Below are 22,610 nucleotides of genomic sequence, written 5' to 3' on the forward strand. Positions count from 1 at the left end.
CGGGGTTGCTGGTCCGTCATACGATCACTCCGTCGACATCGAACTCGGACATCTCCGGCCGGACCGCGGCCGGCACATGCGCCACCGGCGGCAGCGCGAGCACGGCGCGGGCGATCGCGTCGGAGTCGGCCACGGTCACCGAGTCGACCCCGGGGCGGATGCCCGCTGCGGTCACCCAGTGCACGGACTCGGTCGGGACTCCGTAGGCGTACCGGCGCGGATGCGCCTGACCACGCCCGTCGAGCAGCCGGTACGGCCGCTCCGTGACCGCGAGCCCGCCCGTCTCGAACGTGCTGCCGTGCGAACCGGGGATGCGGTACGGCATGGCCTGGTCGGTGTCGAGCAGATGCCGCAGGAGACGGTCATCGGTGCGGCGCAGGTCCGGCTCCGGCAGCCGCGCCTCGATGAGGACGGTCGCCCGCACCGGCGGGCCCGGCACCAGGGCCGAGGAGGCGACGTACTCCGGCGTGGCCGTGTTGAGCCTGACGTGCGTACCGGGGCCGGTGATCTCCAGGAGACCCGCCTCGATCAGCGCGATCAGCTCCTCGACCCGGGAGGCGGGCGGCCCGATGGACAGGAAGGCGTTGAGGGGCGTGTACCAGCCCTGCAGGTCGTCCCGGTGGGAGTTGCCTTCGAGCCCGCTGTGGTCGACCGCGAGCCGGATCTCGTTGCGCAGGTCCCGCAGTACGTCGAGGGCCGCCTTGAGCGGACCGCTCACATTGCCTCTGCGGGCTTCGGCGACATCGCGTTCCAGGTACGCCAGCAGCCAGTCGCGGAAGTCGCCGCGGTCGGTGAACTCCCGGTCGCCGCACGGCTTGGAGACCCGCTCCCAGTCCCACCGGTCGGCGGGCGGGATACCGGCCGAGTCGAGCAGCGGGCCCGGATCCTCGCCGTCGGCGAGGTGCAGGTACCTCTCGACCAGCGCCTCCCGCTCCGGGCCGCGCCCCGCGGCGTCCAGCAGAGTGCCGTAGTAGACGCTCTCCACCTCGCGACGGATCAGCGGCCACAGGTCCCGGCCGAAGTTCACGCGGTCACCGCCCCGGGACCGCGCGCGCATCCGCCCGATCACCTCGGGGGTGAGCAGCCTCGGGACGTACCTGCCGGACGCGCCCTTCTCGTTCTCGCCGCGTGCCTGGTAGGGCACTCCGCGGCGGGAGAACGCGTACATCAGGGGCTCGTTCCCCGACGGGTGGTAGACCAGCCGACCCTTCTCGCGGACGAACCTTCCTCCCCGACCGACGCTGAACAGCGCCATGTAGTCGAAGAAGCAGAGGCCCAGGCCGCGCAACAGCACCGGCCGGCCGGCCTCGACGTCGCTCAGGTCGAGGTCGGCCGGGTTGCTCGGAGTGATGTAGCGGAGACGGTGGATGCGCGCGAGGCTGGCCGTGCGCTCTTCCCTGGCGGTCGGGCGGGTCGGCACGTGCCCCTGCGCGAGGACGATGGCGTCCAGCTGGTTCAGCCGGGTGCCGTCCTCGAGACGGAGCCCTTGCGGGCCGCCGGGCACGCCGTGCGTATCGGCCATGGCGACCGCCCGCGAGCGGTGCACCGTGACGGTGATGTGCTCCGGGGCGGCGGCCGCCACCCGCTGGAAGCAGTCGTTGAGGTACCACCCGTAGAACGCCCGGGTCGGGTAGGTGTCCGGACCAAGCCGTCCGGCCTCGTCGAGGACCTCCTGCGCGTCGGCCTCCCACGGCTGGCCTTCCGGTCCGCCGAGCGCGCGCAGGCCGGCGGCCCATTCGTGCAGGGTCGGTCCCGGCTCGATCGGCCCCGCGATCTCCGAGCTTGCGTCGGTGAACACGGTGATCTGCGAGGCCACCGTGTTCATCAGCAGGTGCCGGGACTGCTCGGTGCGCCAGACCGCGCCGGCGCCGGGCTCCGACCGGTCCACCACATGGATGGTGACGCTCCGGTGCGTGCGCTGCGCCCGCTCGTTCGCACAGAGGCGTTCGAGTACGGACAGTCCGCGCGGCCCGACGCCGACGATCGCGATCTCGACGTGACTGTCCATCACGCCGGCGGGTCCTGGGCGGCCCGCAGCTGCTTGATCAGCTCCAGTCGCTTGATCTTCGTCGTGGCGGTCTGCGGCAGGTCTTCGAGACGCCACAGGACGGGCTCGGCCATCGGCGGCAGGTCGGCGACGGCGGAGCGCCAGGCGATGGTGTCGAGGGGCTTGTTGTCCCGGGTGGACACCACGGGCACCGGCAGCCCGTCCGCGCCGGGCACGATGATGACCTCGGTGAGCTCCCGCATCCGGCCGAAGAGCTTGTCCTCGACCTCCAGCGTGCTGTCGATGCCGGGTATCTCGTCCACCTCGCGGTCCAGCAGGTGCAGACAGCCCCACTTGGTGCGGTAGCCGACGTCGCCCATCCGCCACCAGCCGTCGTTGACCTGCTTCTGCCAGCGCTCGTGCTCGCCGAGGTAGGTGACGATCCGTCCGTCGCTGCGGACCTCGATGAAGCCGGGTGAGGACTTGCTGGGCGGGTTCCCGTCGCGGCTGACGACCCGCACTCCGGTCATGCCGGGGAACGGCGATCCGACGCACCGGCCCTCGGCCTCGGCCCCGCGCTTGTGGCTGTACGTACGGCCGGCGATCGGCCCCACCTCGCTCTGCCCGTACATCTGGATGAACAGGGCGCCCTTGCGGCGGGACGCGCCGAGCAGGCTGTGGACCGTCCGCGGGTGGATGGCGTCGAAGGTGCTGCTGAAGTACTTCACCCGCGCCAGGGGAGCGCGCGGGTCGTCCACCAGCTCCTCCCACCGCATGAACGAGTTCGGGTGTGCCTCGATCAGGCCGGGCGGCACCTGGGTGAACAGCTTGGCGACGCTCTCCGGGTCGTCCTCCGCGAGGATGAGCAGCGGATGCCCCTGAAGGATCGAGATGGGCATCGCGGTGAACATCCGGGAGTGCACGAAGGACACATGGATCGCCACCGGCTCGTTCGCTCCCACCAGCCTGGCCACCGTCCCCTGCGGGCGGTAGCGCGACTGGAAGGTCCGTCCGGTGTGCACGGCCAGCTTCGGGACACCCGTGGTGCCGGAGGTGTGCGTGATCAGCGTGGGGTGATCGGGGGAGACCTGCGCCGGCGCGACGCGCACGGCGCCCGCCAGGGAAGCGAGCTCGGTCGCTCCCTCGTGGCTGCCGGTGGTGAGCAGCAGCTTCCGGGAGAGTTCGAACACCTCGGCAGGCAGGTTGTTCTCGAGCTTGTCCTGGTCGGTGACGAGGTAGGGCCGGTCCACCCGGCGCAGCAGTTCGGCGACCGTCGCGCCGTCCAGCTTCGGTGACAGCAGGACGGGTACGGCCCCGATCCGCGCGATCGCGCAGGCGAGCAGGGTGATGTCGAAGCCGTTGGTCTTGTGGATGACCACACGCTCACTGGTGCGGACTCCGGCGGCCCAGAGCCGGGACGCGAAGTCGTCGACCAGCTCGGCCACTTCCGTCAGGGTGAGGCGACGGCCCAGTTGCGGTGCGATATCCAGATCGTGATCGAGAATCACCGGGCTCGCGGGGTGCTTCGCGGCTGCCCTCTCGAAGAGTGTTCCCAGGCCAATGCCCTTGTTTCCGATGCGCTGCAGAAACATACACACATCCCTCGTCTGCGTGGTGTCCGTCAACCCGGGTCAGAAATCACGACGTCGGGACTTCGAATTCGGCTTCGGACGGTGGTCAGGCCGCTTCGATGATGTTCTTTATGCGACTCAGAGTGGAGTCCAGGTCCTGCGCGATCTTGGAAGTCCACTCGTCGATGAACTTCGCGCGTTCCGTCTCGTCGAGGTCCGCGGCGATTTTGTGAATTCCCGCGGTCGCCGTGGCCATACGGAAGTGGTGCACCAGGACGGCGCCGCCCTCCGCGGGCTCGATGTCGAAGCCCCAGATGCTCTCCTGGTCGTCACCTGCGTGGGAGAGCATCATCCAGCGGAACGTCCGGCCCGGTTCGGCGGCGGTGACCCGGCATTCGGTGTGCCAGATGCCTCGGACCAGTGGAGCCCAGGCGACGACTTCCTCGCTGCGCAGATTCTCGCCGCGGAACACCGAACCAACGGCCGAAGCCTCGCCGGACACCCATTCACCGCCTTGGCATTCCGGGCTCCACTCGCCGCTGCGGGGGAGGTCGCTCACCACGGCGTAAATCTCCGACGGCGAGGCCCCGACGTGAATGTCGGCCCGGAGTTCGAAAAGGGGAGATTTTTCGATGATGGAGGTCATTGGGAAAGCATCGCAGTGGCCGGACCAGGGGTGTCAGAGATCGGTTCAGGGTTGGTCAGGTTCCGTTGGCCGGGTTCACTTCGCGTGCGGATCGGGTCGAGGGGGATCAGGTCCGGTCGGTGTGGAGTACCACCTTTCCGGTCACCTTTCCGGATTCGACGAGCCGGTGGCCTTCCGCCGCGTCGCTCAGCGGGAGCGGTTCGACGGCGCGGGGGCGCAGCAGGCCGTCGGCCAGGAGACCGTTGATTCCGTTGGCCGCCTCGGCGAGTTCGGCGCTCGACGCCTGGGAGATGGCGAAGCCGACGACGGAGCAGTCCTTGACGTACAGCGAGCCCACCGGCAGCACGGGACGGGTCATCAGGCCGGACAGCACGACGATGCGGCCGCGCCGGGCCAACAGGTCGACGGCGGTCGTCAGCTCGTTGCGGGCCGAGGTGTCGACATACATGTCGACTCCGCGCGGTGCCACCGCGCGGATGTCCTCGGCCACCTGACCACGCCGGTAGTCGACGACCTCAGCGGCCCCCAGGCCGCGGACGTACTCGGCGGACTCCGCGCTCGCGACGGCGATGACCCGAGCCCCGGCCTGCGCGGCCATCAGCACCACCGCGCTCCCGACGTTGCCGGCCGCGCCGACGACCACGACGGTCTCGCCCGTGCGCAGCCGCCCATGGGTGAACAGCGCGAGGTACGCCGTCGCCGCCGGGTGGGCCACGGCCACCGCGTCGGAGGACTCGACGCCGTCCGGCAGCCGGTACAGCCGTTCCGCGGCGACCACGGCCTGCTCGGCGGCGGCCCCCTGCCGGCCCTCGTACCCCAGGCTGTTGCACCACACCCGGTCACCGACGGCGAAGCCGGTCGCCCCGGGGCCGGTCGCCGTCACCGTGCCGACGAGGTCGCGGCCCACCACGAACGGCAGCGGGACCGGTGTGCGCCAGGCCCCGGAACGTACGAACGTGTCCACATGGTTGACGGCGGTGACCGCGACGTCGACAAGCACGTCGGTCGGCCCCGGGCGCGGAGCGGGCAGTTCGCCGTACCGGATCACATCAGGTGGGCCGAACTGCTCGATGTAGGCGGCATGCATGCCTGGATCCTGCCTGGCAAGCGCGCCGGGCCGCACGGTCGCCGGGGGACTGTGTCATCTCCCCGGCCGCTCCCCGGGGCCGCTCTTCTCGGACCGCCGGCGGTACCTGACAAAGATCGCGGTTCTGTATACGGGGGGAGGCGCGGGCGTGGGCAAGCTGAGGTAGCCCAGGGGACCTCGGGCTGTTTCTCGCCAGAACTGGAGCCTTCAGTGAGTAAGTTGAACCGACGACGATTTCTGGCCGGTACGGGCGCCGCTGTCGCGACGTCCGGTGCCGTCGGGGCCCTCGGCACCACCGCCGCACGGGCGGCCGAGCCGGTCACGCTCGCCGAGGGGACGACGACCGTCGTCCCCGTCGCCACCGTGACCCCGGCGGACGCCCGGTACCCGGACATGGTCTCGGGCAGCAACGCCCGCCTGGTCGGCACGCCCGAGGCCATCAAGTTCCCGACCACGACCCAGCAGGTCGTCGAGGTCGTACGCCAGGCGGTGCGTGACAAGAAGCGGGTCGTGGTCCGCAGCGGTGGGCACTGCTTCGAAGATCTCGTCTTCAACAAGGAAGCCCAGGTCATCATCGATCTGCGGCAGATGGCCCAGCTCGGCTACGACGACACGCGCAAGGCGTTCTTCGTCGATCCCGGTCTCCAGCTGCTCGACGTCTTCGGGAAGCTCTACAACGGCTGGGGCGTCACCATCCCCGCGGGCGGCTGCTACAGCGTGGGTGTGGGCGGTCACTTCACGAGCGGTGGCTACGGTGTGCTCTCGCGCAAGCACGGTCTCGTCAGCGACCACCTCTACGCCGCCGAGATCGTGACCGTGAACAAGTCCGGCGAGGTGCGCGCCGTCATCGCCACCCGCGAGCCCACCGACCCCAACCGTGACCTGCTGTGGGCGATCGCGGGCGGTGGCGGCGGCAACTTCGGTGTGATCACGCGCTACTGGCTGCGCTCTCGGGGCGCCACCGGGGCGCCGGAGAAGCTGCTGCCGACGCCGCCGACGCGCCTCTACTACTACGAGGTCGGCTGGGACTGGGACAAGATCTCCGAGGCGGGCTTCAAGCGGCTGCTCCGGGAGTACGGCGAGTGGTCCAAGCTCCATGACGACGTCGACTCGGAGTATCTGAGCATGGGGCACTGGGTGTTCCTGCAGCACAAGTCGTCGGGGCCGATCATTCTGGTGGGCCAGCTGGACGCCGACATCCCGGACTCCAAGAAGCTGCTGGACGACTTCATCGGCCTGATGAGTACGGCTTTGGGGACAGAGCCGGTCTTCAACAACCTCAAGCACCTGCCGTACATGAAGGCGACCTCCTACGGCACCACGGCCGGCGAGCCGCTGACCAACCCCAATATGCGCACCATCCACAAGTCGGCGTTGATGAAGTCGGGCTTCCCCGAACGGCAGATCGACGTGCTCTACAAGCAGCTGACGCGGCCCGACTACGACAACCAGTACACCTACATCGTGCTCCACACCGCCGGCGCCGAGATCAACCGGATGAGCCCCACCGAGACGGCGTCCTCGCATCGCGAATCGCCCTTCGTGATCTTCTACGAGTGCTACTGGCGCAATCCGGAGGACGACGAGAAGAACCTGACGTGGATGAAGGAGACCTACCGCGAGGTGTACGCCGACACCGGCGGCGTCCCGGTGCCCAACGACGTCACCGACGGCGTCTACATCGGGTACCCGGACCGGGACCTCAGCGACCCCTACTACAACACGTCGGGGGTCCCGTGGTCCGAGCTCTACTACAAGGGCAACTACCCCCGGCTCCAGCAGGTCAAGGCCAAGTGGGATCCGACGAACTTCTTCCGCCACCGCCACTCCATAGAGCTGCCCAAGAAGTAGGCACGAACCGCTGACGCGGCGAGAGGGTCGTACGGGGCATCCGTACGACCCTCTCGCGGTTTCGCCCTTCGCCCCTCACTGCTTCCTGAAGTGCTCGACCAGACGCGCGTAGCTGTCGTTGGCGTGGCCGTCGGCGACCGCCTTGGCCACCATCCCCAGCGTGTAGTTGGGGAACTCGTCGTTGATGCCTCGCGCGCGGCTCTCCTTGACCAGGTCCTCGACCGACGGCAGATGATGCTCGAGCGCCCCGAACGGGGTCGCGAACTCACCGCGGTCGACCTCGCCGGCGATCATCGGGAAGATGCCGAGCAGCGCGGAGACGGACGCGTCGGCCTGCTCCAGGAAGTGCTTCACCTCGATGCCTTCGTCCGTCAGCAGCGCGGCCGCGTGCAGGAAGCCGTTGAGCGTTCCCCACATCGTGCCGTGCACGGCCATCCCGTACAGGCTCGGGACACCCGCATCGGCCGAGACCACGGTTCCGCGGCCTCCGAGGAGCCCGAGCGTGGACTGGTGGCGGTCGTACACGGCGTCGGAGCCGCCGTAGAAGATCACCGTCTCCGGCTGTCCCACGCCCGGGGCGATCGTCATGATCTGCCCGTGCAGGTACTCGGCTCCCTGGCCCGTGGCCCACTCGGCCACTTCCCTGATCTCCGCCGACGTCCCGTCCGTCAGGTTGACGACGGCCTGGCCGGAAAGAGCGTCACCCGCTAATGCCAGGATCTCGCGGGCGGCGGCGTTGCCCTTCACACTGACGACCACGAGCCCACCGGCGGCCACCGCGTCGCGAACGCTCTCCGCCCGTCGCGCGCCCTTGGCGACCAGTGCGTCGGCCTTTTCCGGTGTGCGGTTCCATACCGTGGTGGGGTGTCCGCCGTCCAGAAACGCAGCCGCGAGAGCGCTGCCCATCTCCCCCAGTCCGATCACCGATACGCCCGGTCGGGCGCTGTTGTTTCCCGAGGTGGTGGTCATGAATTGCCTTTCTCCGGTTGCCGTGGCCCGCTCTTCCCAGGGAAGCCGCAGCTTGTCCATCGATAACGATGCTGGAAACTCAACTACGCCGGTCCGTCCATGTCCGGGCCTCGAGCCGAGTTTGTCAGCTCCGCGATACGACACCCCGATGCGAACCGGGCAGGCCGGAGCACCACCTCTGCGAGGGTTCGAGGTCGGGTTCAGGCCTCCGGAAGCAGGCCCAGTTGGTCCAGGAACTGCATCTGGTCGAAGTAGAGCCGGTAGCTCTGGATCCGGCCGTCCTTGACCGTCGCCAGGTCGATGCCGCGGATCGTGACGACCTTGCCCGTCGGCGGGAGCGTCTCCCCGGTGGGGAGCACGATCGGGCCCGTGTTCCTGCCGCTGAAGGTGCCCTCGTCGATGGCGGTGTCGCCGATCTCGTACTTGTTCAGGCTGGTGTACGTGGCTTCCGGGATCGAGTCGGTCATCGTGCGCCACTGCTCGATGACGGCCTCGCGTCCCCGTACCTCTCCCACGTCCGGGAAGTACGCCACCGCATCCTCCGCGTACAGGTCCCCAGCGACCTTGAGGTCCGGATTCTTCGTGGTCAGTGCCTCGGTCAGACGGTCCATGACCGCGCGCGCCTCTCCCATGATCCACCTCCGTGGCTCGGATCCTGGTGATCTGCTCTGTCCGGTTCCTCCATTTTCTCACCGTCGCGCCACGGGCGACGAGCGGGCGCGTCCTTCCTCATGCACGCTGCGTACGGGACGGACTGAGCCCCGTCTTCGCGCCCGCCCCGCACAGCGGTACGACCGTCAGGCCCGAACGCGGGGCCGACGCGCGTACGGCGGCCCAGCAGGCCACGCCCGTCGACTCGACGAAGAGCCCCCGGCGCGCCAGATCCAGCTGGGCGGCGTGGATCTGGTCCTCCGTCACCGTCATGAAGGTCCCGCCCGTCGCGCGGACCGCCCGCAGGATCTGGCGGGCGCGGGGCGGGTTCGGGATCGCGATGCCCTCCGCGAGGGTGGGGCGTACGGGCGCCGGTTCCGTCAGCTCCTCCGCGCCCGCGTGGAACGCCGCCGCCAGCGGGGACACCGCCTCGGCTTGTACGGCGACCAGGGCGGGGCGCGTGTCGAGGAGGCCGTGGCCGTACAGCTCGTCGACGGCCAGCGCGGCGCCCAGGAGCAGGGTGCCGTTGCCGACCGGGACCACGAGCGTGTCCGGGAGCCGGCCGCCGAGGTCCTCCCAGAGCTCGTACACGTACGTCTTGGTGCCGTGCAGGAAGTGCGGGTTGTAGACGTGCGACGCGTAGAAGGTGCCGGGCTCGTCGGCCGCCTCGCGCGCCGCCCGGGCCGTGGCCTCGCGGTCGCCGGGGACCACGGTCAGCCGCGCTCCGTGCGCACGGATCTGCTCCAGCTTCTTGGGGGACGTGCCGTCCGGTACGTAGACCACGCAGTCGAGCCCTGCCCGCGCGCAGTAGGCCGCGATCGCCGTGCCCGCGTTTCCGCTGCTGTCGGCGAGGACACGGCGCAGACCGCCGGCCCGCGCGAGGCGCCGGGCGAGCTCGGCGAGCATGACCGCGCCCCGGTCCTTGAAGGACAACGTCGGCATGAGGAAGTCGAGTTTGGCCGAAACCGTATCGCTGAGCGGCACCAGGGGTGTGCGGCCCTCGCCGAGGGTCACATGCGGGATCTCGGTTGCCAGCGGCAGCGCCTCCTCGTAACGCCACAATGAATTCACGCGTGACGCCAGGGACTTGAGTGACACGGGTCCGCTGCTGAATTCCAGGTCCCAGGGACCTCGACACTGCGGACAACACCAGGTGAGGGCGTCGGCGGGGGCGTGGACCCGGCAGCGGGGGCAGACGTAGGCGGTCATGGTCGTCAGGATGGCAGCGGTATGGCGCCTGTGTTACAGGGCGCTCGGAGGCCTTGTGGGATTCCTATGGATCCGTCAATCTTTCGCTCGGCAGCCGGACGTTCGAAACGGCGTGGACGCTTCACGTCTCTTTGACATGTCCCTGCCGTACCCCCACAGCAGCGCACCACCTATGAGGAGGATCCCTCACATGTCAGTGATGCGTGACTCGCGGCGCAGACTCGTCGCCGCCAGCGCCATAGCCGTCGCCGCCCTCGCTCTCGGCACCGTCTCCACCCTCCCGGCCACGGCGGCCGAGGCCGCCGCGGAAGGCGTCATCCTGAACGCCGGCGCCCCCGGGACGATCGAGGGCAGCTACATCGTCACCCTCGACGAGTCCGCCCAGGCGGAGACCGCGAAGGGCCGGGCGATCGCGACCAAGCACGGCGCGACGATCAAGAAGACGTACACCTCGGCGCTCAACGGCTTCAACGTCGAGCTCACCGAGGCGCAGGCGAAGAAGCTCGCCGCCGACCCCGCGGTCGAGTCCGTCGTGCAGAACCGCGTCTTCAAGGTCAGCGGCACGCAGCCCTCCCCGCCGTCCTGGGGCCTCGACCGGGTCGACCAGCGGGCCCTTCCGCTGAACCAGAGCTACACCTACCCGGACAGCGCGGGCCAGGGCGTGACGGCGTACATCATCGACACCGGTGTGCGGATCTCGCACAGCGACTTCGGTGGTCGCGCGTTCAACGGCTACGACGCGATCGACAACGACAACGTCGCCCAGGACGGCCACGGCCACGGCACCCACGTCGCCGGCACCGTCGCGGGATCCTCCTACGGTGTCGCGAAGAAGGCCAAGATCGTCGGCGTCCGCGTGCTCAACAACCAGGGCTCCGGCACGACCGCGCAGGTCGTCGCCGGCATCGACTGGGTCACGCAGAACGCCGTGAAGCCGGCCGTCGCGAACATGAGCCTCGGCGGCGGAGTCGACACCGTCCTCGACCAGGCCGTGCGCAACTCGATCGCCTCCGGTGTCACGTACGCCATCGCCGCCGGCAACGACGGTGCCAACGCGTCCAACACCTCCCCGGCCCGCGTCGCCGAGGCCATCACGGTCGGCTCCACGACCAACACCGACGCCCGCTCCAGCTTCTCCAACTACGGCAGCGTGCTGGACATCTTCGCCCCGGGCTCCTCCATCACCTCGGCCTGGAACTCCAGCGACAGCGCCACCAACACCATCTCCGGTACGTCGATGGCGACCCCGCACGTCGCGGGCGCCGCCGCGGTCTACCTCGCCGACAACCCGTCGGCCACCCCGGCCCAGGTGTCGACGGCGCTGACCGGCGCCGCCACACCGAACGTGGTCGGCAACCCCGGCACCGGCTCGCCGAACAGGCTCCTCTTCGTCGGTGGCGGCGGCACCACCCCGCCGCCCGGCAAGAAGTTCGAGAACACCGCGGACTACGCCATCGCCGACAACTCGACCGTCGAGTCCCCGGTCACCGTCAGCGGCGTCACGGGCAACGCGCCCTCCGCCCTGCAGGTGCCTGTGAACATCGTTCACACCTACATCGGTGACCTTCAGGTCCAGCTGATCGCTCCCGACGGCACGGCGTACACGCTGAAGGGGTACGGCACCGGCGGCAGCTCGGACAACATCAACACCACGTACACGGTCAACGCCTCCTCCGAGGTCGCGAACGGCACGTGGAAGCTGCGGGTCAGCGACAACGCGAACTACGACATCGGGAAGATCGACTCCTGGGCGCTGCAGTTCTGAGGACCCGTACCACCGGCGCTGTACCAACGGCGCTGTGCTTCTGAGCAGTGACGCGTGAGTGAGGGGCGGTCGCCTGAGGGCGGCCGCCCCTTCGTCATGCCTCGTCGAGGAGCCGGTACATCGTCTCCAGAGGAAGGGCCGGGTTGGCGGCCGCGTCCTTGGACAGCTCCTCGTCTTCAAGGAGTTGATGAAGGCGCTCTTGGGGGAGAGCCGGGTTACGGGTCGCCCCGGCGCGCACGCGGGCGTCAGGATCCCGGGTGAGCATGTCGGCGACAGAGGGGTCCAAGGCCGGATCACGCGTGGCCAGGAGTCGTACGGCAGGGTCCTCGGCCGTCCCGAAGCGGGCCCCGAGCCCCCGGCTCGGGAACTGGGGCAGGTCGAGAAGCCGGTCCCGGTACCGGCCGGTGTACTCCAGATAGCAGCGCAGAAGAAGCTCCGGTGGCGCACCAGGGTGGTACTGCGCCAGAAGCACCCGTACCCCCAGGTCGTCGTCGGCGGCGAGGAGCTCGACGAGCTCGGCGGGCAGCTCCGGGTTGTGGGCGACACGGCGGCGCAGGAGGGGATGGGCTGACCGGGCGTGGGAGAGCGGGGCCCGGTACGGATCCTCGCCCAGCTCCCCGAGGCTCAGCGGCTCGACGACGTAGTCGACGGCCGCCCGCTCGTCCTCGGTCAGTTCGGGGCGTACGGAGACGGCGGTACGGACGGCGGGGTCCGGGTCACGCGCGAGGAGGTCCACCACTTCTCGGGGGAGGTCCTTGCGCTCGGCGACCTCCAGACGGCTCTTGGGGCCGCCGACGCGGGCGACGTGCGCGACGACGTCCGGCGGCGTGCTGTAGTTGTGCGCGAGGCACCAGAGGTCGTCGTCCTGGCGCTCCCGGAGGAGTTCGTCGACGACGGCCCGGGAGAGCCGGCAGTTCACGAGGATGTGGCCGTGGGCGTGCGAACGGGTCCCGGGCAGCGCGCGCAGCTGCCGCTCCATCTCCTCCGCGTCGTCCTCCGCTGCCACGCGCGCCGCCATCCGCTCGGCGGAGGCGCGCACGTCCGGGTCGGGGTCGGCGAGCAGGGCCGCTCGCCGCTCCTCGGAGAGGTGGCGCCACATCCCCGTGCCGTACGTGCGAACCGCCGGCGTGGGGTGGGTCGCGAACGCGAGACGGGAGCCGAAGGGCACCTGCCGGGAGAAGGCCAGCGACTGGAGTTCCTGGCCGTCGTACGTCGCGTGCATCCGCTCGATCACGCGGTCGGGCAGGTACCGAGGCCATGCGTCCTCCCCCGGCCCGTCCGACAGGCATGCCCGCACGAGCCAGTCCTCGTCGTCGACGACCCGCCCGCGCACCTCCCCCGGCACATGGGGGTTCCGCGCGAGCGCGCCACGCACGCGTGGCTTCGGATGCGCCAGGATCGCGTCCACGACCTCCTCGGGCAGCTCCCGGCGCCACCGGCACACGGCCGACCAGGCGGCCTCGTAGGGCGGTTCGAGCAGCCGCAGCAGGACGTCCACCGGCGTGGCCGGGTTGAGCGCGAGGCCCTCCAGAGCCGCACTCACGCGTCCTCCTCCTCGTACTCCTCGTACTCCTCATCCTCCTCGAAGACGTAGTCCACCGGTTCGGCGACCCACCCCGCCGTCAGGACAAGCCGCGAGGTGCGGTGCACGGTCAGGAAGCCGAAGGGGCGGTCGAAGTAGAGGCCGATGCGTCGGGCCACGTACGCCGGGCGAGGGGCGATCCCGGCCCCGACCGCCCCTATCGCCGACACGGCCGCCGCCTCGAAGCCCTCCGCGTCGAAGCGGGCCATGGCGGACTGGCGGGCGTCGGCGAGCGCGAGCGGGGCGTCGCTGATGCCCGGGAAGTGGCCGCGCCGGCTGTCCAGCGCCGTCGTCAGGCCGAACAACTCGCGGAACCTCAGCAGGTCGTGATGGGCGGTGAGGGAGAACGGGGACGTCGTGACGGACAGCGTCGGTGCGCGGTCGTAGCTGCGCACGTTGCGGACGTTCAGGCCCGGTCCCGGTTCCCCGAGGGGGAGCAGGTCGCCCGGAACGGTCCGGCAGGTGCCCGACAGGACGTCGATCCCGGCCTTCAGGACCGCGCCCGGCTCCGTCTCCTCCTCTCCGAGGAGGAGGTGGACATCGACTCCCGTGTCGCCGAGCACCTTGAGGACGGTGAGCGGCCCGGAGGCCGTCTGCGCGACCCCGACCCGGTCGAGGAGCGAGGTGTCGCGGCGCAGCCCGATCAGTGACCGTCCGGCCCAAGGGCCGTACTCGGGCGCCATTTCACGGTCCCAGAAGGGCTGGAGCCACCGCGTCCGTACGGCCTGGGCGGTGGCGAGGATCAGCTTCGTGTCCTCGTTCACGACGACCGGCATGGCCGGGATCAGCCCGCCGGTCCGTTCCGACGCCCATAGGTCCAGCGCCTCCTGGTCCGCCCGGTCGTCACCGCTGAAGCGGCCGAGCGCGGCTTCCGGAAGGCCGGTCACCCACCGCTCGTGCAGTGCCAGTTCGGGCCGCGTCCACAGCCCGACCGCCGACGCCGAACCGCGGATCGCTCCCAGGGCACCGAGCAGCCCTCGTGCCGCCTCCGCCGCCTGGTCCGCCCGCATGCCGAGGGCGTCCTCCAGCTCGTCGCGCGCCGGGCCGTCCGCGCCGTCCGCCAGGAAGGCCAGGAGGGGCCAGACGCCCGTCGCGGACAGCACGCCGCCCTCGGTGCCGAGCACGCCGGCCGTGCCGGCCCACCGTGCGGTGAGCCGATTGACCACGCGTACCGTCTCCGCCCGGATCGTCGGTGTCCCGACCGCCGTGGATGTCACCCGCATACCGCCCCCGCTCCTGGACACCGTACGATGCGCGCGCCCGATCGCACGTTCGTGTCACCCGCCCCAACAGGAGCACCGTACTCGTGGACCCCTCCCAGCCGCCCCAGGATTCTCAGCCGCCCAGACAGGGCTGGCCCGCCCCTGAGCCGTCGAACCCGATGGGCACCCCGCAGGCGCCCGCGGCCGGGTCCCCCTACGCGTCTCCGGGGCCGTACGGCCCCGGCCCCTACGGCCCCGGCCCCTTCACCCCGTACGGGCCCCACGGACCCGGCGCCGCGCAGGTCCCGCCCGGCACCAACGGTATGGCCGTCGCCTCCCTGGTCACGGGCATCGTCTGCTGCCTCCCGCCCCTCGGCCTGATCTTCGGTCTGGTAGCCCTCCCGCAGATCAGGAAGAAGAACCAGACCGGCAAGGGGTTCGCGATCACGGGCATCGTCATGTCCTCGATCAGTACCCTTCTCGTCGCCGTCGCCCTGATCACCGGCGGTCTCGGCGAGATGTGGGGCGGCTTCAAGGAGGGGATGGACGAGGCCGCGCGCTCGAAGTCCCCGCTCTCACTGCGCGAGGGCGAGTGTTTCGAGGTCGACGGCAAGTTGGAGGCCTACACCACGGACGTCGACATCGTCGACTGCGAGAAGCTGCACGACGGCGAGGTCGTCGGCGGTTTCAAGGTCACCGGTTTCGACTCCTGGCCGGGCGAGGACGCCATCGACAAGCTCGCGGAGGAACGCTGCGCGAAGATCAGCAGCGCGTACGCGATGGACAACTGGGCGATCCCCGAGCACGTCTGGGACTACTACTACCTCCCGAACCGGCAGGGCTGGCGGGCCGGTGACCGCCTGGTGACCTGCACGCTCGCCGTCGACGGCGGCGAGCCGCTCAAGGGCTCCCTGCGCGCCGACGAGACCACCCTGGATCCCGACCAGTTGGCCTATCTGCAGGCCCTCAACCCCGTCGAGAACGCCGTCTTCGAGGAGCCGGAGGAGGACGCCGACGAGGACTTCGCGGCCAACAAGGCGTGGGCGAAGAAGGTCCACACGTCGATCGTGGAGGCGAGCCGGGGGCTCAAGAGCCGCCACTGGGCCGGTACGTCGGCAAAGCCGATCGCCGAGCTGGTCAAGGAGCTCGACGCGGCCGCGAAGGAGTGGGACAAGCTCGCCAAGTCCGCCGATTCGGAGGCGTACTGGGAGACGTACGACGTGGTCTTCGACACCCTGCCCGACGACCTCGGCGCGGACGCCCGGGCGGCTCTGGGGCTCGCACGTTTCGCGGGTCGCGGGGAGAACGGCACGTCCGTCTGACCACTCGACCGCGGCGCGGGTACGCCGACGGGGCCGGGTCTCCAGCGGGAGACCCGGCCCCGTCGTCTGCGGGCCGGGGCGGCGTGCCGGGAGGGAGCCGGGCGCTAGCGGCGCCCCAGGACCCCGTCGACCGCCGTGATCAGCTCGCCGTCGGGGGTGTCCCCGTCCAGCGACCAGAACATCGCGCCGCCGAGCCCCTTGGCCCGTACATACGCCGACTTGGTGCGCAGCACCTGCGGGTCGTCGTACGTCCACAGGGTCGTCCCGTCGAACAGCCAGGCGTGGCCGTTCCATCGGTCGCGGTGGACGGTGTACGAGCCCGAGTCCGCGAGCTTCTTGAGCGCCTTGTAGTCCTCGTAGCCGTTCGCCCAGGTCGCCGGGGCGGGGCCGGTCGCCGGTCGGCCGAGGCCGTTGCCGCCGCCCGTGACGCCTGTCCAGCCCTGTCCGTAGAACGGCATCCCGACCACGAGCTTGCGGGCGGGCGCGCCGCGTCGCAGCCAGTCGTTCACGGTCTGGTCGACGCTGAAGTCGTTCTTCGCGAAGAGCGCGGACTGCTGGGCGGTGGTGGACTCCCAGGAGCCGTGGAAGTCGTACCCCTGGAGGTTGACGAAGTCCAGATCGCGCATGATCTTCCGGACCTCGAAGCCCGCGTCGATCTTGGCGGGGGCGGTGGGGACGAAGGCGGTCAGCTCGTAGTGCTTGTGCTTGCCCCTGTCCTTGTCCTCGTCCTTGTCCTTGCCGTCGCCTTGGGCCTTCTGGGACTTCGCGTACGCGTCGAGCTGGGTGCGGAACTCCCGTACGAGCGCGGTGAAGTTCTGCTTGTCCTCCGGGCGGAAGACGGTGTCGACGTCACCGGCGGACGCGGGCCACTCCCAGTCGAGGTCGATGCCGTCGAAGAGACCCGCGGCGGCTCCCGCGCCGCCACGGGCGCCGTCGGTGGGCAGGTTGCCCTTGATGTAGAGATCGATGCAGGAGGAGACGAACGCCTTGCGCGAGGCGGGGGTGCGGGCCGCGTCGGAGAAGTGGGTGGACCAGCTCCAACCGCCCAGCGAGATCATGACTTTGAGGCCGGGATGCCTGGCCTTGAGTTCGCGCAGCTGGTTGAAGTTGCCGGCGAGGGGTTGGTCGGCGGTGTCGGCGACGCCGTCCACCGAGCCCGCGGCGTCGATCGGGCGGACGTAGTCGGCCCAGGCGTCGGCCTCGCCGGGGATGTTGCCGGTGAAGCACTTCCCGTCGGAACTCACGTTGCCGAACGCGTAGTTGATGTGGCTGAGCTTGGCCGCGGTGCCGCTGGTCTCCAGGTCCTTGACCTGGAAGTTCCGTCCGTAGACGCCCCATTGGGTGAAGTAGCCGACGCGCTTGTACGACGGGCGGGCGTCGCCGTGTGACGGGCGTGACGCGGAGTCGGCGCCCGCGGAGGGCGCGAGGGTGGCCACGAGACCGAGGGAGACGGCGGCGATCGTCAGCCGGGAAAGGGTTCTTCGACGCATGAGGCTCGTTTCCTGTGCGTGTGCCGGAAGGGAGCTGTGCTCACAGGAAAGTATTGGTCTGGACCATTGAGGTCAAGACTTCGGCGTCGATCGCCCGCTATACCTGCGGTAAGTCCAGGCGTAAAGGCAAGTCATCACTTCGGGTGAAACTTTGGCCCACGCTTGCGGGTGGACACCCAGGGTTGTCACTCTGTAGCTGTCCGTCAACCTGAGGGGAGTGTCCAGTGACGTTCGGTGAGCAGCCCGCCTATCTGCGTGTGGCGAGCGATCTCCGGGAGAAGATCGCCAACGGCTCGCTGCCGCCGCATACCCGACTCCCCTCGCAGGCGCGCATCCGCGAGGAGTACGGGGTCTCGGACACCGTGGCGCTGGAAGCCCGCAAGGTGCTCATGGCCGAGGGGCTCGTCGAGGGCCGCTCGGGCTCGGGGACGTACGTGCGGGAGCGGCCGGTGCCGCGCCGGATCGCCCGCTCCGGATACCGGCCGCCGTCCGGTGCCAACCCCTTCCGGCAGGAGCAGGCGGCCGACGGCGCGCGGGGCACCTGGGAGTCCACCAGCGAGCAGGAGCAGGCGAGCGCCGCCGTGGCCGCGCGGCTCGGCATCGAGCCGGGGGAGCGGGTGATGCGCACGCGGTACGTGTACCGGGACGCGGGTGAGCCGATGATGCTCTCCACCTCCTGGGAGCCGCTCGCGGTGACCGGACGCACGCCCGTGATGCTCCCCGAGGAGGGGCCGCTGGGCGGTTGCGGGGTCGTCGAGCGGATGGCGGCGATCGACGTGGTGGTCGACAACGTGGTGGAGGAGGTCGGCGCGCGCCCGGGGCTGGCGGAGGAGCTCCTGGCGCTCGGCGGTGTGCCGGGTCATGTGGTGATGGTGGTCGAGCGGACCTACTACGCCTCGGGGCGGGCGGTGGAGACGGCCGACGTCGTCGTCCCGGCCGACCGCTACCGGATTGCCTACCACCTGCCGGTCCGATAGCCGGAAGGCTCCTCCCTTTCTTCGGTCACTTCGACGCGTCCGTGGCGACGTCCTCGGCGAGGTCCTCCGCGACGTCCGTCGCAGCCGTGCCGGGCTGCTCCGGCCTGCCCTGATGTCGGCGCCGGCCGTCCCCGGGCCCGCTCTCGGGGCCCGATCTTCGGCCTCCCTCCGTCGTTTCCCGGCCGGATCCGTACCTCTTTGTGAAAACCTGTATCCGCTGTGTAAAGGTCAGGCGTAAGGTCGGGCATATGCGGATTGCCATTTCAGGGAGATCCTTAGAGACGACCGGACCGGCGAGGGGAGAAGCCCGATGACCGACAGCGGCCCTGTTCTGCCCTGGCTGGTCATACGGCAGGACGACAACGGCAACCGCTATCGCGTCGGGCGGTACGCGACGAAGGACGAGGCCCAGAAGGTCGCCGACAGCCTCGACGACCGCGGACACAAGCAGCTCTACTGGGTCGAGCGCATCGGCCAGCCCGCGGTCTGACCCCCGCGGCCTGAACGCCTAAGCTCCGGACCATGACAGATCGTCCTGTCGACCACGTGGCCGACCACGTGGTCGTGGTCGCCGGAGCCCTGTACGACCGGGGGCGCCTGCTGGCCGCGCGCCGCAGCGCCCCCGCCGAGCTCGCGGGCCGTTGGGAGCTGCCCGGCGGCAAGCTGGAGCCGGGGGAGAGCGCCGAGGAGGCCCTGGTCCGGGAGTTGCGCGAGGAACTCGGCGTCGAGACCGAGCCGGGGGAGCGCATCCCCGGCGAGTGGCCGCTGAAGCCCGGCTACGTCCTCCAGGTGTGGACCGCCCGGCTGCTCTCCGGCGAGCCGAGCCCGCTGGAGGACCACGACGAGCTGCGTTGGCTGGCCCGCCACGAGCTGGACGCCGTCGACTGGCTCGACCAGGACCGACCCGCCGTCGCGGAGGCCGGGCGACGACTGCCGGCCGCCCCGGCGGACGGAGTGCACGGCTGAGGCCCTACGCCGTTCGTGCCACCGTGCGCCCACTGGTCCACTCCCCGCGATATCCCGCCCTGAATATCGGGTATGTGCTGATTAACCCCCCGAAATAGGACGTGGGCCTTCCTTCTGGTGATGGGCTGGGGAAGTGATCAGGCGTGATCGACACCGAAGGCGACTGCGCCGAGTGGTACTTCCCTGCCGAAGCCAATGCCGTGCGCACCGCACGTCACGCGGTGCGCGACACACTCCGGGCCTGGCGGATCGACTCGGCGGTGGGTGACCTCACCATCCTGCTGGTGAGCGAGCTCGTGACCAATTCCCTGCGCTACGCCTCCGGCCCGATCGGCGTCCGGCTCGTCCACCTCCAGCCGGACGGGGACGACACCGCCCACCATCCCGCCCTTCTCGTGGAAGTCTCCGATCCGCTTCCGGATCCCCCCACCGAACGCGCCGCCGGCCCCGATGACGAGGGCGGTCGCGGGCTGCAGCTCGTGGCCTGTTCTGCCCGGCGCTGGGGCACCCGTAAGGGCAGGACGGGCAAGACAGTGTGGTTCGAGCTGGCCCTGCCGGGTTAGAAGACGGGGAGGGACAACGATCAACGGGGGCTCGGCCGGAAATGAACGAGACCACCCTGTGATCGTGAACGTCGTGCCGTCGGGGGCCGTAGTGCTGAATACTGCGGGCATGGCCGGTCCGGTGCGGTGAGCTGGAGGGGACGGTCGCGTGAGCGAGATACCTGAGACGGCGAGCGGCGTCGTGTGGCAGAGCAGCCCGCCCGGCTCGATCTATGACTACATCCGGGTCGCGTCCTTCTCGATAGGACCCGACGGGCTCGTCGACCAGTGGAGCCGCCGGGCCGTGGACCTCTTCGGCGTGCCCGCCGAAGAGGCGATGGGCAAGGATCCCGTCGAGGCGTTCATGCCGCCCGACCTGCGGGAGCGCGGTCGGCGCCGGGTCGCGGAGATCCTCGACGGCAAGGAATGGACGGGCCTCGTCCCCTTCCGCATACCGGGGCAGAACCGCCCCGACGGAATCGCCGAGATGTACGTCATGCCGAGCGAGACACCGTCGGGGGAGCGGGCCGCGCTGTGCATCGTCGTCGATGTCCGGGCCCTGCGGACTATCGAGACCGACCTCGCCGCCTCGCAGGCCATTTTCGGCCAATCGCCGTTCGGCTTTCTGCTCTTCGACACCGACCTCACCGTGAAGCGGGCCAACCAGCGCTTCGCCACCGTCTTCGGCGGCTCGGCCGACGACCACCGGGGCCGTACCGTCCACGACTACCTCTCGCGCCCCGAGGCCGAGCGGATGACCGCCGCGCTCCAGCGGGTCCTGGAGACCGGCGAGTCCGTCACCGAGCTCCAGATCGTCGGAGCGCCCCCGGGCTCCACCGACCGACGCCACTGGTCGATCAACCTCTACCGCGTGCACGGCGGCTCGGGACGGCCCGTCGGCGTCGCCGGGCTCGGCATCGACGTGACCCGCCGCCACAACGCCGCCCGCGAGGCGGCCAGCGCCCGCCGCAACCTCGCCCTCCTCAACGAGGCGGGCGCCCGCATCGGCAACTCCCTCGACCTGGAGGCCACCGCCCGCGAACTGCTCGACGTCGCCGTCCCCGGCTTCTGCGACCTCGCCTCCGTCGATCTCTACCAGGGCCTGCTGACCGGGGACGAGGCCCCGCCCGGACGCTGGGGCAACTCCCACGACGTGGGCTACGGGGCGGGCAGCGCCGAACTGCGCCGGGTCGCCTTTGCCAGCGCCATCTCCGACACCCCGCTCAGGGCCCACGAGACGGTCGTCGGCACCGGCGCGGACGACAGCTGTTGCGGCACCGGAGCCGTCGAGGTCGGCTCCGTCCACCGCTACCCCTTCAACTCGCCCTGCGCCGGAGCTCTGCGCACCGGCCGGGTCAGAGCCGTGCCGGGCGGCGAAGGCAGCCTCGTCCACTCCACCCTCGTGGTGCCGATGGTCGCTCACGACACCGTCGTCGGCCTCGTGCAGTTCTCCCGCGCCAAGGGCAGCGAGTCCTTCGGCGAGCGGGACCGGGCCCTCGCCGTCGAACTGGCCGCCCGCGCGGCGGTCTGCATCGACAACGCCCGCCTCTACCGCCGCGAGCACGAGCGGGCCCTGATCCTGCAGCGCAGCCTGCTCCCGCCCGGCGACCCCGAGGCCGCCGGCCTGGACATCGCCTGCCGCTACCTCCCCGGCACCACGGCCACCGAGGTCGGCGGCGACTGGTTCGACGTGATCGAACTCCCCGGCCACCGCACCGCACTGGTCATCGGAGACGTCATGGGCCGCGGTCTGCGGGCCGCCGTCGCCATGGGCGAACTGCGCACCGCCGTCCGTACGCTCGCCCAGCTCGACCTCGAACCCGCCGAGGTCCTCTCCCACCTCGACGAGATCGCCCGCGGCCTCGGCGCCCCCGCCGGAGCCCAGCAGAGCGCCCGCGCCCACAAGGCCCGTGGCCCCGAACTCTCCGAGGTCTACCTCGCCACCTGCGTCTACGCCGTCTACGACCCCGTCACCCGGCGCTGCACCTTCGCCAACGCCGGCCATCTGCCGCCGGTGCTCGTCGAACCCGGCGAGAAGGCGATGCTGCTCGACGTGCCGCCGGGAATGCCGCTCGGCGTCGGCGGCGAACCCTTCGAGGAGGTGGAGGTCGAACTGTCCGAAGGCTCGCTGCTCGCCCTCTACACCGACGGACTCGTCGAGTCCCGCGACCATCCCCTCGACGAGGGCCTGAGCGCCTTCCGCAGCGCCCTCACCGAATCGGCGCGCCCCCTCGAGGACGTCTGCGACCGCGTCCTGACCACCCTCGACACCGGGCACGGTGAGGACGACATCGCCCTCCTCATGGCCCGTATCCAGGGACTGCCGTGCGACGCGGTGGGGGACTGGCGGCTGCCGAGAGAACCCCGCTCGGTCGGCCGGGCCCGCGAACTGGCCCGGGCCCAGCTCACCGCCTGGGACCTCGAAGCGCTGGTGGACACCGTCGAACTGCTCGTCAGTGAACTGGTCACCAACGCCCTTCGCTACGGCGAGGGCGAGATCCGGCTGCGGCTGCTGCGCGACCGCACCCTGGTCTGCGAGGTCTGGGACGCCGGCCTGGTCCAGCCGAGGCGTCGCCGAGCCCGGGACACCGACGAGGGCGGGCGCGGACTGCAGCTGGTCGGACTCCTCAGCGCCGCCTGGGGCTCGCGCCGCACCCCCCGCGGCAAGACCGTCTGGTTCGAACTGCCCCTGCCGGACGGCGACGACGCCGCGGAGCCGACCGTGGAGCAGCTGCTCAGCATGTTCTGACCAGCGCCGCACCACCCCGCGGGCCCGGCCGGCCAGGACCAGGA

At 70.3% G+C, this 22,610-nt stretch carries 18 protein-coding genes; 8 read left to right on the top strand and 10 right to left on the bottom strand.

The window, feature by feature from the left end:
• Nucleotides 1-16: 16 nt before the first annotated feature.
• From ACFV9D_RS15320 to ACFV9D_RS15335, 4 genes are all read right to left on the bottom strand, one after another.
• Nucleotides 17-2,008, bottom strand: coding sequence for an FAD/NAD(P)-binding protein (locus ACFV9D_RS15320; protein WP_385145538.1), 1,992 nt, complete (start codon nucleotides 2,006-2,008; stop codon nucleotides 17-19).
• Nucleotides 2,008-3,579: a class I adenylate-forming enzyme family protein gene (locus ACFV9D_RS15325; protein ID WP_385145540.1), complete on the bottom strand. Its 1,572-nt coding sequence runs from the start codon at nucleotides 3,577-3,579 to the stop codon at nucleotides 2,008-2,010. The genes ACFV9D_RS15320 and ACFV9D_RS15325 overlap by 1 nt, the downstream gene beginning before the upstream one ends.
• 85 nt (nucleotides 3,580-3,664) lie before the next feature.
• Nucleotides 3,665-4,204: an SRPBCC family protein gene (locus ACFV9D_RS15330; protein WP_385145542.1), complete on the bottom strand. Its 540-nt coding sequence runs from the start codon at nucleotides 4,202-4,204 to the stop codon at nucleotides 3,665-3,667.
• 106 nt (nucleotides 4,205-4,310) lie between these two features.
• Nucleotides 4,311-5,291, bottom strand: coding sequence for an NADPH:quinone reductase (locus tag ACFV9D_RS15335; RefSeq protein ID WP_385145544.1), 981 nt, complete (start codon nucleotides 5,289-5,291; stop codon nucleotides 4,311-4,313).
• Nucleotides 5,292-5,501: 210 nt separating this feature from the next.
• Here ACFV9D_RS15335 and ACFV9D_RS15340 point away from each other — a divergent pair, with 210 nt between their 5' ends.
• On the top strand, nucleotides 5,502-7,142 hold the full coding sequence (locus ACFV9D_RS15340; RefSeq protein ID WP_385145546.1) for an FAD-binding protein: 1,641 nt from the start codon (nucleotides 5,502-5,504) through the stop codon (nucleotides 7,140-7,142).
• A 75-nt stretch (nucleotides 7,143-7,217) separates the two neighbouring features.
• On the opposite strand, the gene ACFV9D_RS15345 is transcribed toward ACFV9D_RS15340, so the two are convergent.
• From ACFV9D_RS15345 to ACFV9D_RS15355, 3 genes are all read right to left on the bottom strand, one after another.
• Nucleotides 7,218-8,111 (bottom strand): NAD(P)-dependent oxidoreductase, encoded by an 894-nt coding sequence (locus ACFV9D_RS15345; protein WP_385145548.1) that lies wholly within the window; start codon nucleotides 8,109-8,111, stop codon nucleotides 7,218-7,220.
• A gap of 200 nt (nucleotides 8,112-8,311) precedes the next feature.
• Entirely contained in the window at nucleotides 8,312-8,743 is a 432-nt protein-coding gene (locus tag ACFV9D_RS15350; protein ID WP_385145550.1) for an ester cyclase, read from the bottom strand.
• Between the two features lie 97 nt (nucleotides 8,744-8,840).
• Complete coding sequence (locus ACFV9D_RS15355) at nucleotides 8,841-9,971, bottom strand: threonine synthase (protein WP_385145552.1); 1,131 nt, start codon at nucleotides 9,969-9,971, stop codon at nucleotides 8,841-8,843.
• A 190-nt stretch (nucleotides 9,972-10,161) separates the two neighbouring features.
• Between ACFV9D_RS15355 and ACFV9D_RS15360 the strand changes: the two genes are divergently transcribed.
• The gene (locus ACFV9D_RS15360) at nucleotides 10,162-11,736 is read left to right on the top strand and encodes a S8 family serine peptidase (protein ID WP_385145554.1); all 1,575 of its coding nucleotides are present in this window, start codon (nucleotides 10,162-10,164) and stop codon (nucleotides 11,734-11,736) included.
• A 94-nt stretch (nucleotides 11,737-11,830) separates the two neighbouring features.
• Here the strand turns inward: ACFV9D_RS15360 and ACFV9D_RS15365 are convergent, their stop codons facing one another.
• Both ACFV9D_RS15365 and ACFV9D_RS15370 read right to left on the bottom strand, forming a co-directional pair.
• A complete protein-coding gene (locus ACFV9D_RS15365) occupies nucleotides 11,831-13,279 on the bottom strand; it encodes a translation initiation factor 2 (RefSeq protein WP_385145556.1) in 1,449 nt (482 codons plus the stop codon).
• The gene (locus ACFV9D_RS15370; protein WP_385145558.1) at nucleotides 13,276-14,541 is read right to left on the bottom strand and encodes a serpin family protein; all 1,266 of its coding nucleotides are present in this window, start codon (nucleotides 14,539-14,541) and stop codon (nucleotides 13,276-13,278) included. The genes ACFV9D_RS15365 and ACFV9D_RS15370 overlap by 4 nt, the downstream gene beginning before the upstream one ends.
• A gap of 83 nt (nucleotides 14,542-14,624) precedes the next feature.
• Here ACFV9D_RS15370 and ACFV9D_RS15375 point away from each other — a divergent pair, with 83 nt between their 5' ends.
• Nucleotides 14,625-15,842, top strand: coding sequence for a DUF4190 domain-containing protein (locus tag ACFV9D_RS15375; protein ID WP_385145560.1), 1,218 nt, complete (start codon nucleotides 14,625-14,627; stop codon nucleotides 15,840-15,842).
• A gap of 104 nt (nucleotides 15,843-15,946) precedes the next feature.
• Here the strand turns inward: ACFV9D_RS15375 and ACFV9D_RS15380 are convergent, their stop codons facing one another.
• Nucleotides 15,947-17,332: a glycoside hydrolase family 18 protein gene (locus ACFV9D_RS15380; RefSeq protein ID WP_385145562.1), complete on the bottom strand. Its 1,386-nt coding sequence runs from the start codon at nucleotides 17,330-17,332 to the stop codon at nucleotides 15,947-15,949.
• 224 nt (nucleotides 17,333-17,556) lie between these two features.
• Here ACFV9D_RS15380 and ACFV9D_RS15385 point away from each other — a divergent pair, with 224 nt between their 5' ends.
• The 5 genes from ACFV9D_RS15385 (at nucleotide 17,557) to ACFV9D_RS15405 (ending at nucleotide 22,566) form a co-directional block, all read left to right on the top strand.
• Nucleotides 17,557-18,309: a GntR family transcriptional regulator gene (locus ACFV9D_RS15385; RefSeq protein ID WP_385145564.1), complete on the top strand. Its 753-nt coding sequence runs from the start codon at nucleotides 17,557-17,559 to the stop codon at nucleotides 18,307-18,309.
• A gap of 310 nt (nucleotides 18,310-18,619) precedes the next feature.
• Complete coding sequence (locus ACFV9D_RS15390) at nucleotides 18,620-18,799, top strand: SPOR domain-containing protein (protein ID WP_385145565.1); 180 nt, start codon at nucleotides 18,620-18,622, stop codon at nucleotides 18,797-18,799.
• Nucleotides 18,800-18,831: 32 nt separating this feature from the next.
• Nucleotides 18,832-19,275 (top strand): (deoxy)nucleoside triphosphate pyrophosphohydrolase, encoded by a 444-nt coding sequence (locus ACFV9D_RS15395; RefSeq protein WP_385145567.1) that lies wholly within the window; start codon nucleotides 18,832-18,834, stop codon nucleotides 19,273-19,275.
• Between the two features lie 143 nt (nucleotides 19,276-19,418).
• Nucleotides 19,419-19,838: an ATP-binding protein gene (locus ACFV9D_RS15400; protein ID WP_385145569.1), complete on the top strand. Its 420-nt coding sequence runs from the start codon at nucleotides 19,419-19,421 to the stop codon at nucleotides 19,836-19,838.
• Between the two features lie 148 nt (nucleotides 19,839-19,986).
• The gene (locus tag ACFV9D_RS15405) at nucleotides 19,987-22,566 is read left to right on the top strand and encodes a SpoIIE family protein phosphatase (protein ID WP_385145571.1); all 2,580 of its coding nucleotides are present in this window, start codon (nucleotides 19,987-19,989) and stop codon (nucleotides 22,564-22,566) included.
• Nucleotides 22,567-22,610: the final 44 nt, after the last annotated feature.

The organism is Streptomyces sp. NPDC059875 (genome assembly GCF_042731085.1).
Lineage (GTDB): Bacteria > Actinomycetota > Actinomycetes > Streptomycetales > Streptomycetaceae > Streptomyces.

Bases quoted from the DNA above. Each gene is read 5' to 3' on its own strand.
- ACFV9D_RS15320 (WP_385145538.1), bottom strand. From the start codon at position 2,008: ATGGACAGTCACGTCGAGATCGCGATCGTCGGCGTCGGGCCGCGCGGA.
- ACFV9D_RS15325 (WP_385145540.1), bottom strand. From the start codon at position 3,579: ATGTTTCTGCAGCGCATCGGAAACAAGGGCATTGGCCTGGGAACACTC.
- ACFV9D_RS15330 (WP_385145542.1), bottom strand. From the start codon at position 4,204: ATGACCTCCATCATCGAAAAATCTCCCCTTTTCGAACTCCGGGCCGAC.
- ACFV9D_RS15335 (WP_385145544.1), bottom strand. From the start codon at position 5,291: ATGCATGCCGCCTACATCGAGCAGTTCGGCCCACCTGATGTGATCCGG.
- ACFV9D_RS15345 (WP_385145548.1), bottom strand. From the start codon at position 8,111: ATGACCACCACCTCGGGAAACAACAGCGCCCGACCGGGCGTATCGGTG.
- ACFV9D_RS15350 (WP_385145550.1), bottom strand. From the start codon at position 8,743: ATGGGAGAGGCGCGCGCGGTCATGGACCGTCTGACCGAGGCACTGACC.
- ACFV9D_RS15355 (WP_385145552.1), bottom strand. From the start codon at position 9,971: ATGACCGCCTACGTCTGCCCCCGCTGCCGGGTCCACGCCCCCGCCGAC.
- ACFV9D_RS15360 (WP_385145554.1), top strand. From the start codon at position 10,162: ATGTCAGTGATGCGTGACTCGCGGCGCAGACTCGTCGCCGCCAGCGCC.
- ACFV9D_RS15370 (WP_385145558.1), bottom strand. From the start codon at position 14,541: ATGCGGGTGACATCCACGGCGGTCGGGACACCGACGATCCGGGCGGAG.
- ACFV9D_RS15380 (WP_385145562.1), bottom strand. From the start codon at position 17,332: ATGCGTCGAAGAACCCTTTCCCGGCTGACGATCGCCGCCGTCTCCCTC.
- ACFV9D_RS15390 (WP_385145565.1), top strand. From the start codon at position 18,620: ATGACCGACAGCGGCCCTGTTCTGCCCTGGCTGGTCATACGGCAGGAC.
- ACFV9D_RS15395 (WP_385145567.1), top strand. From the start codon at position 18,832: ATGACAGATCGTCCTGTCGACCACGTGGCCGACCACGTGGTCGTGGTC.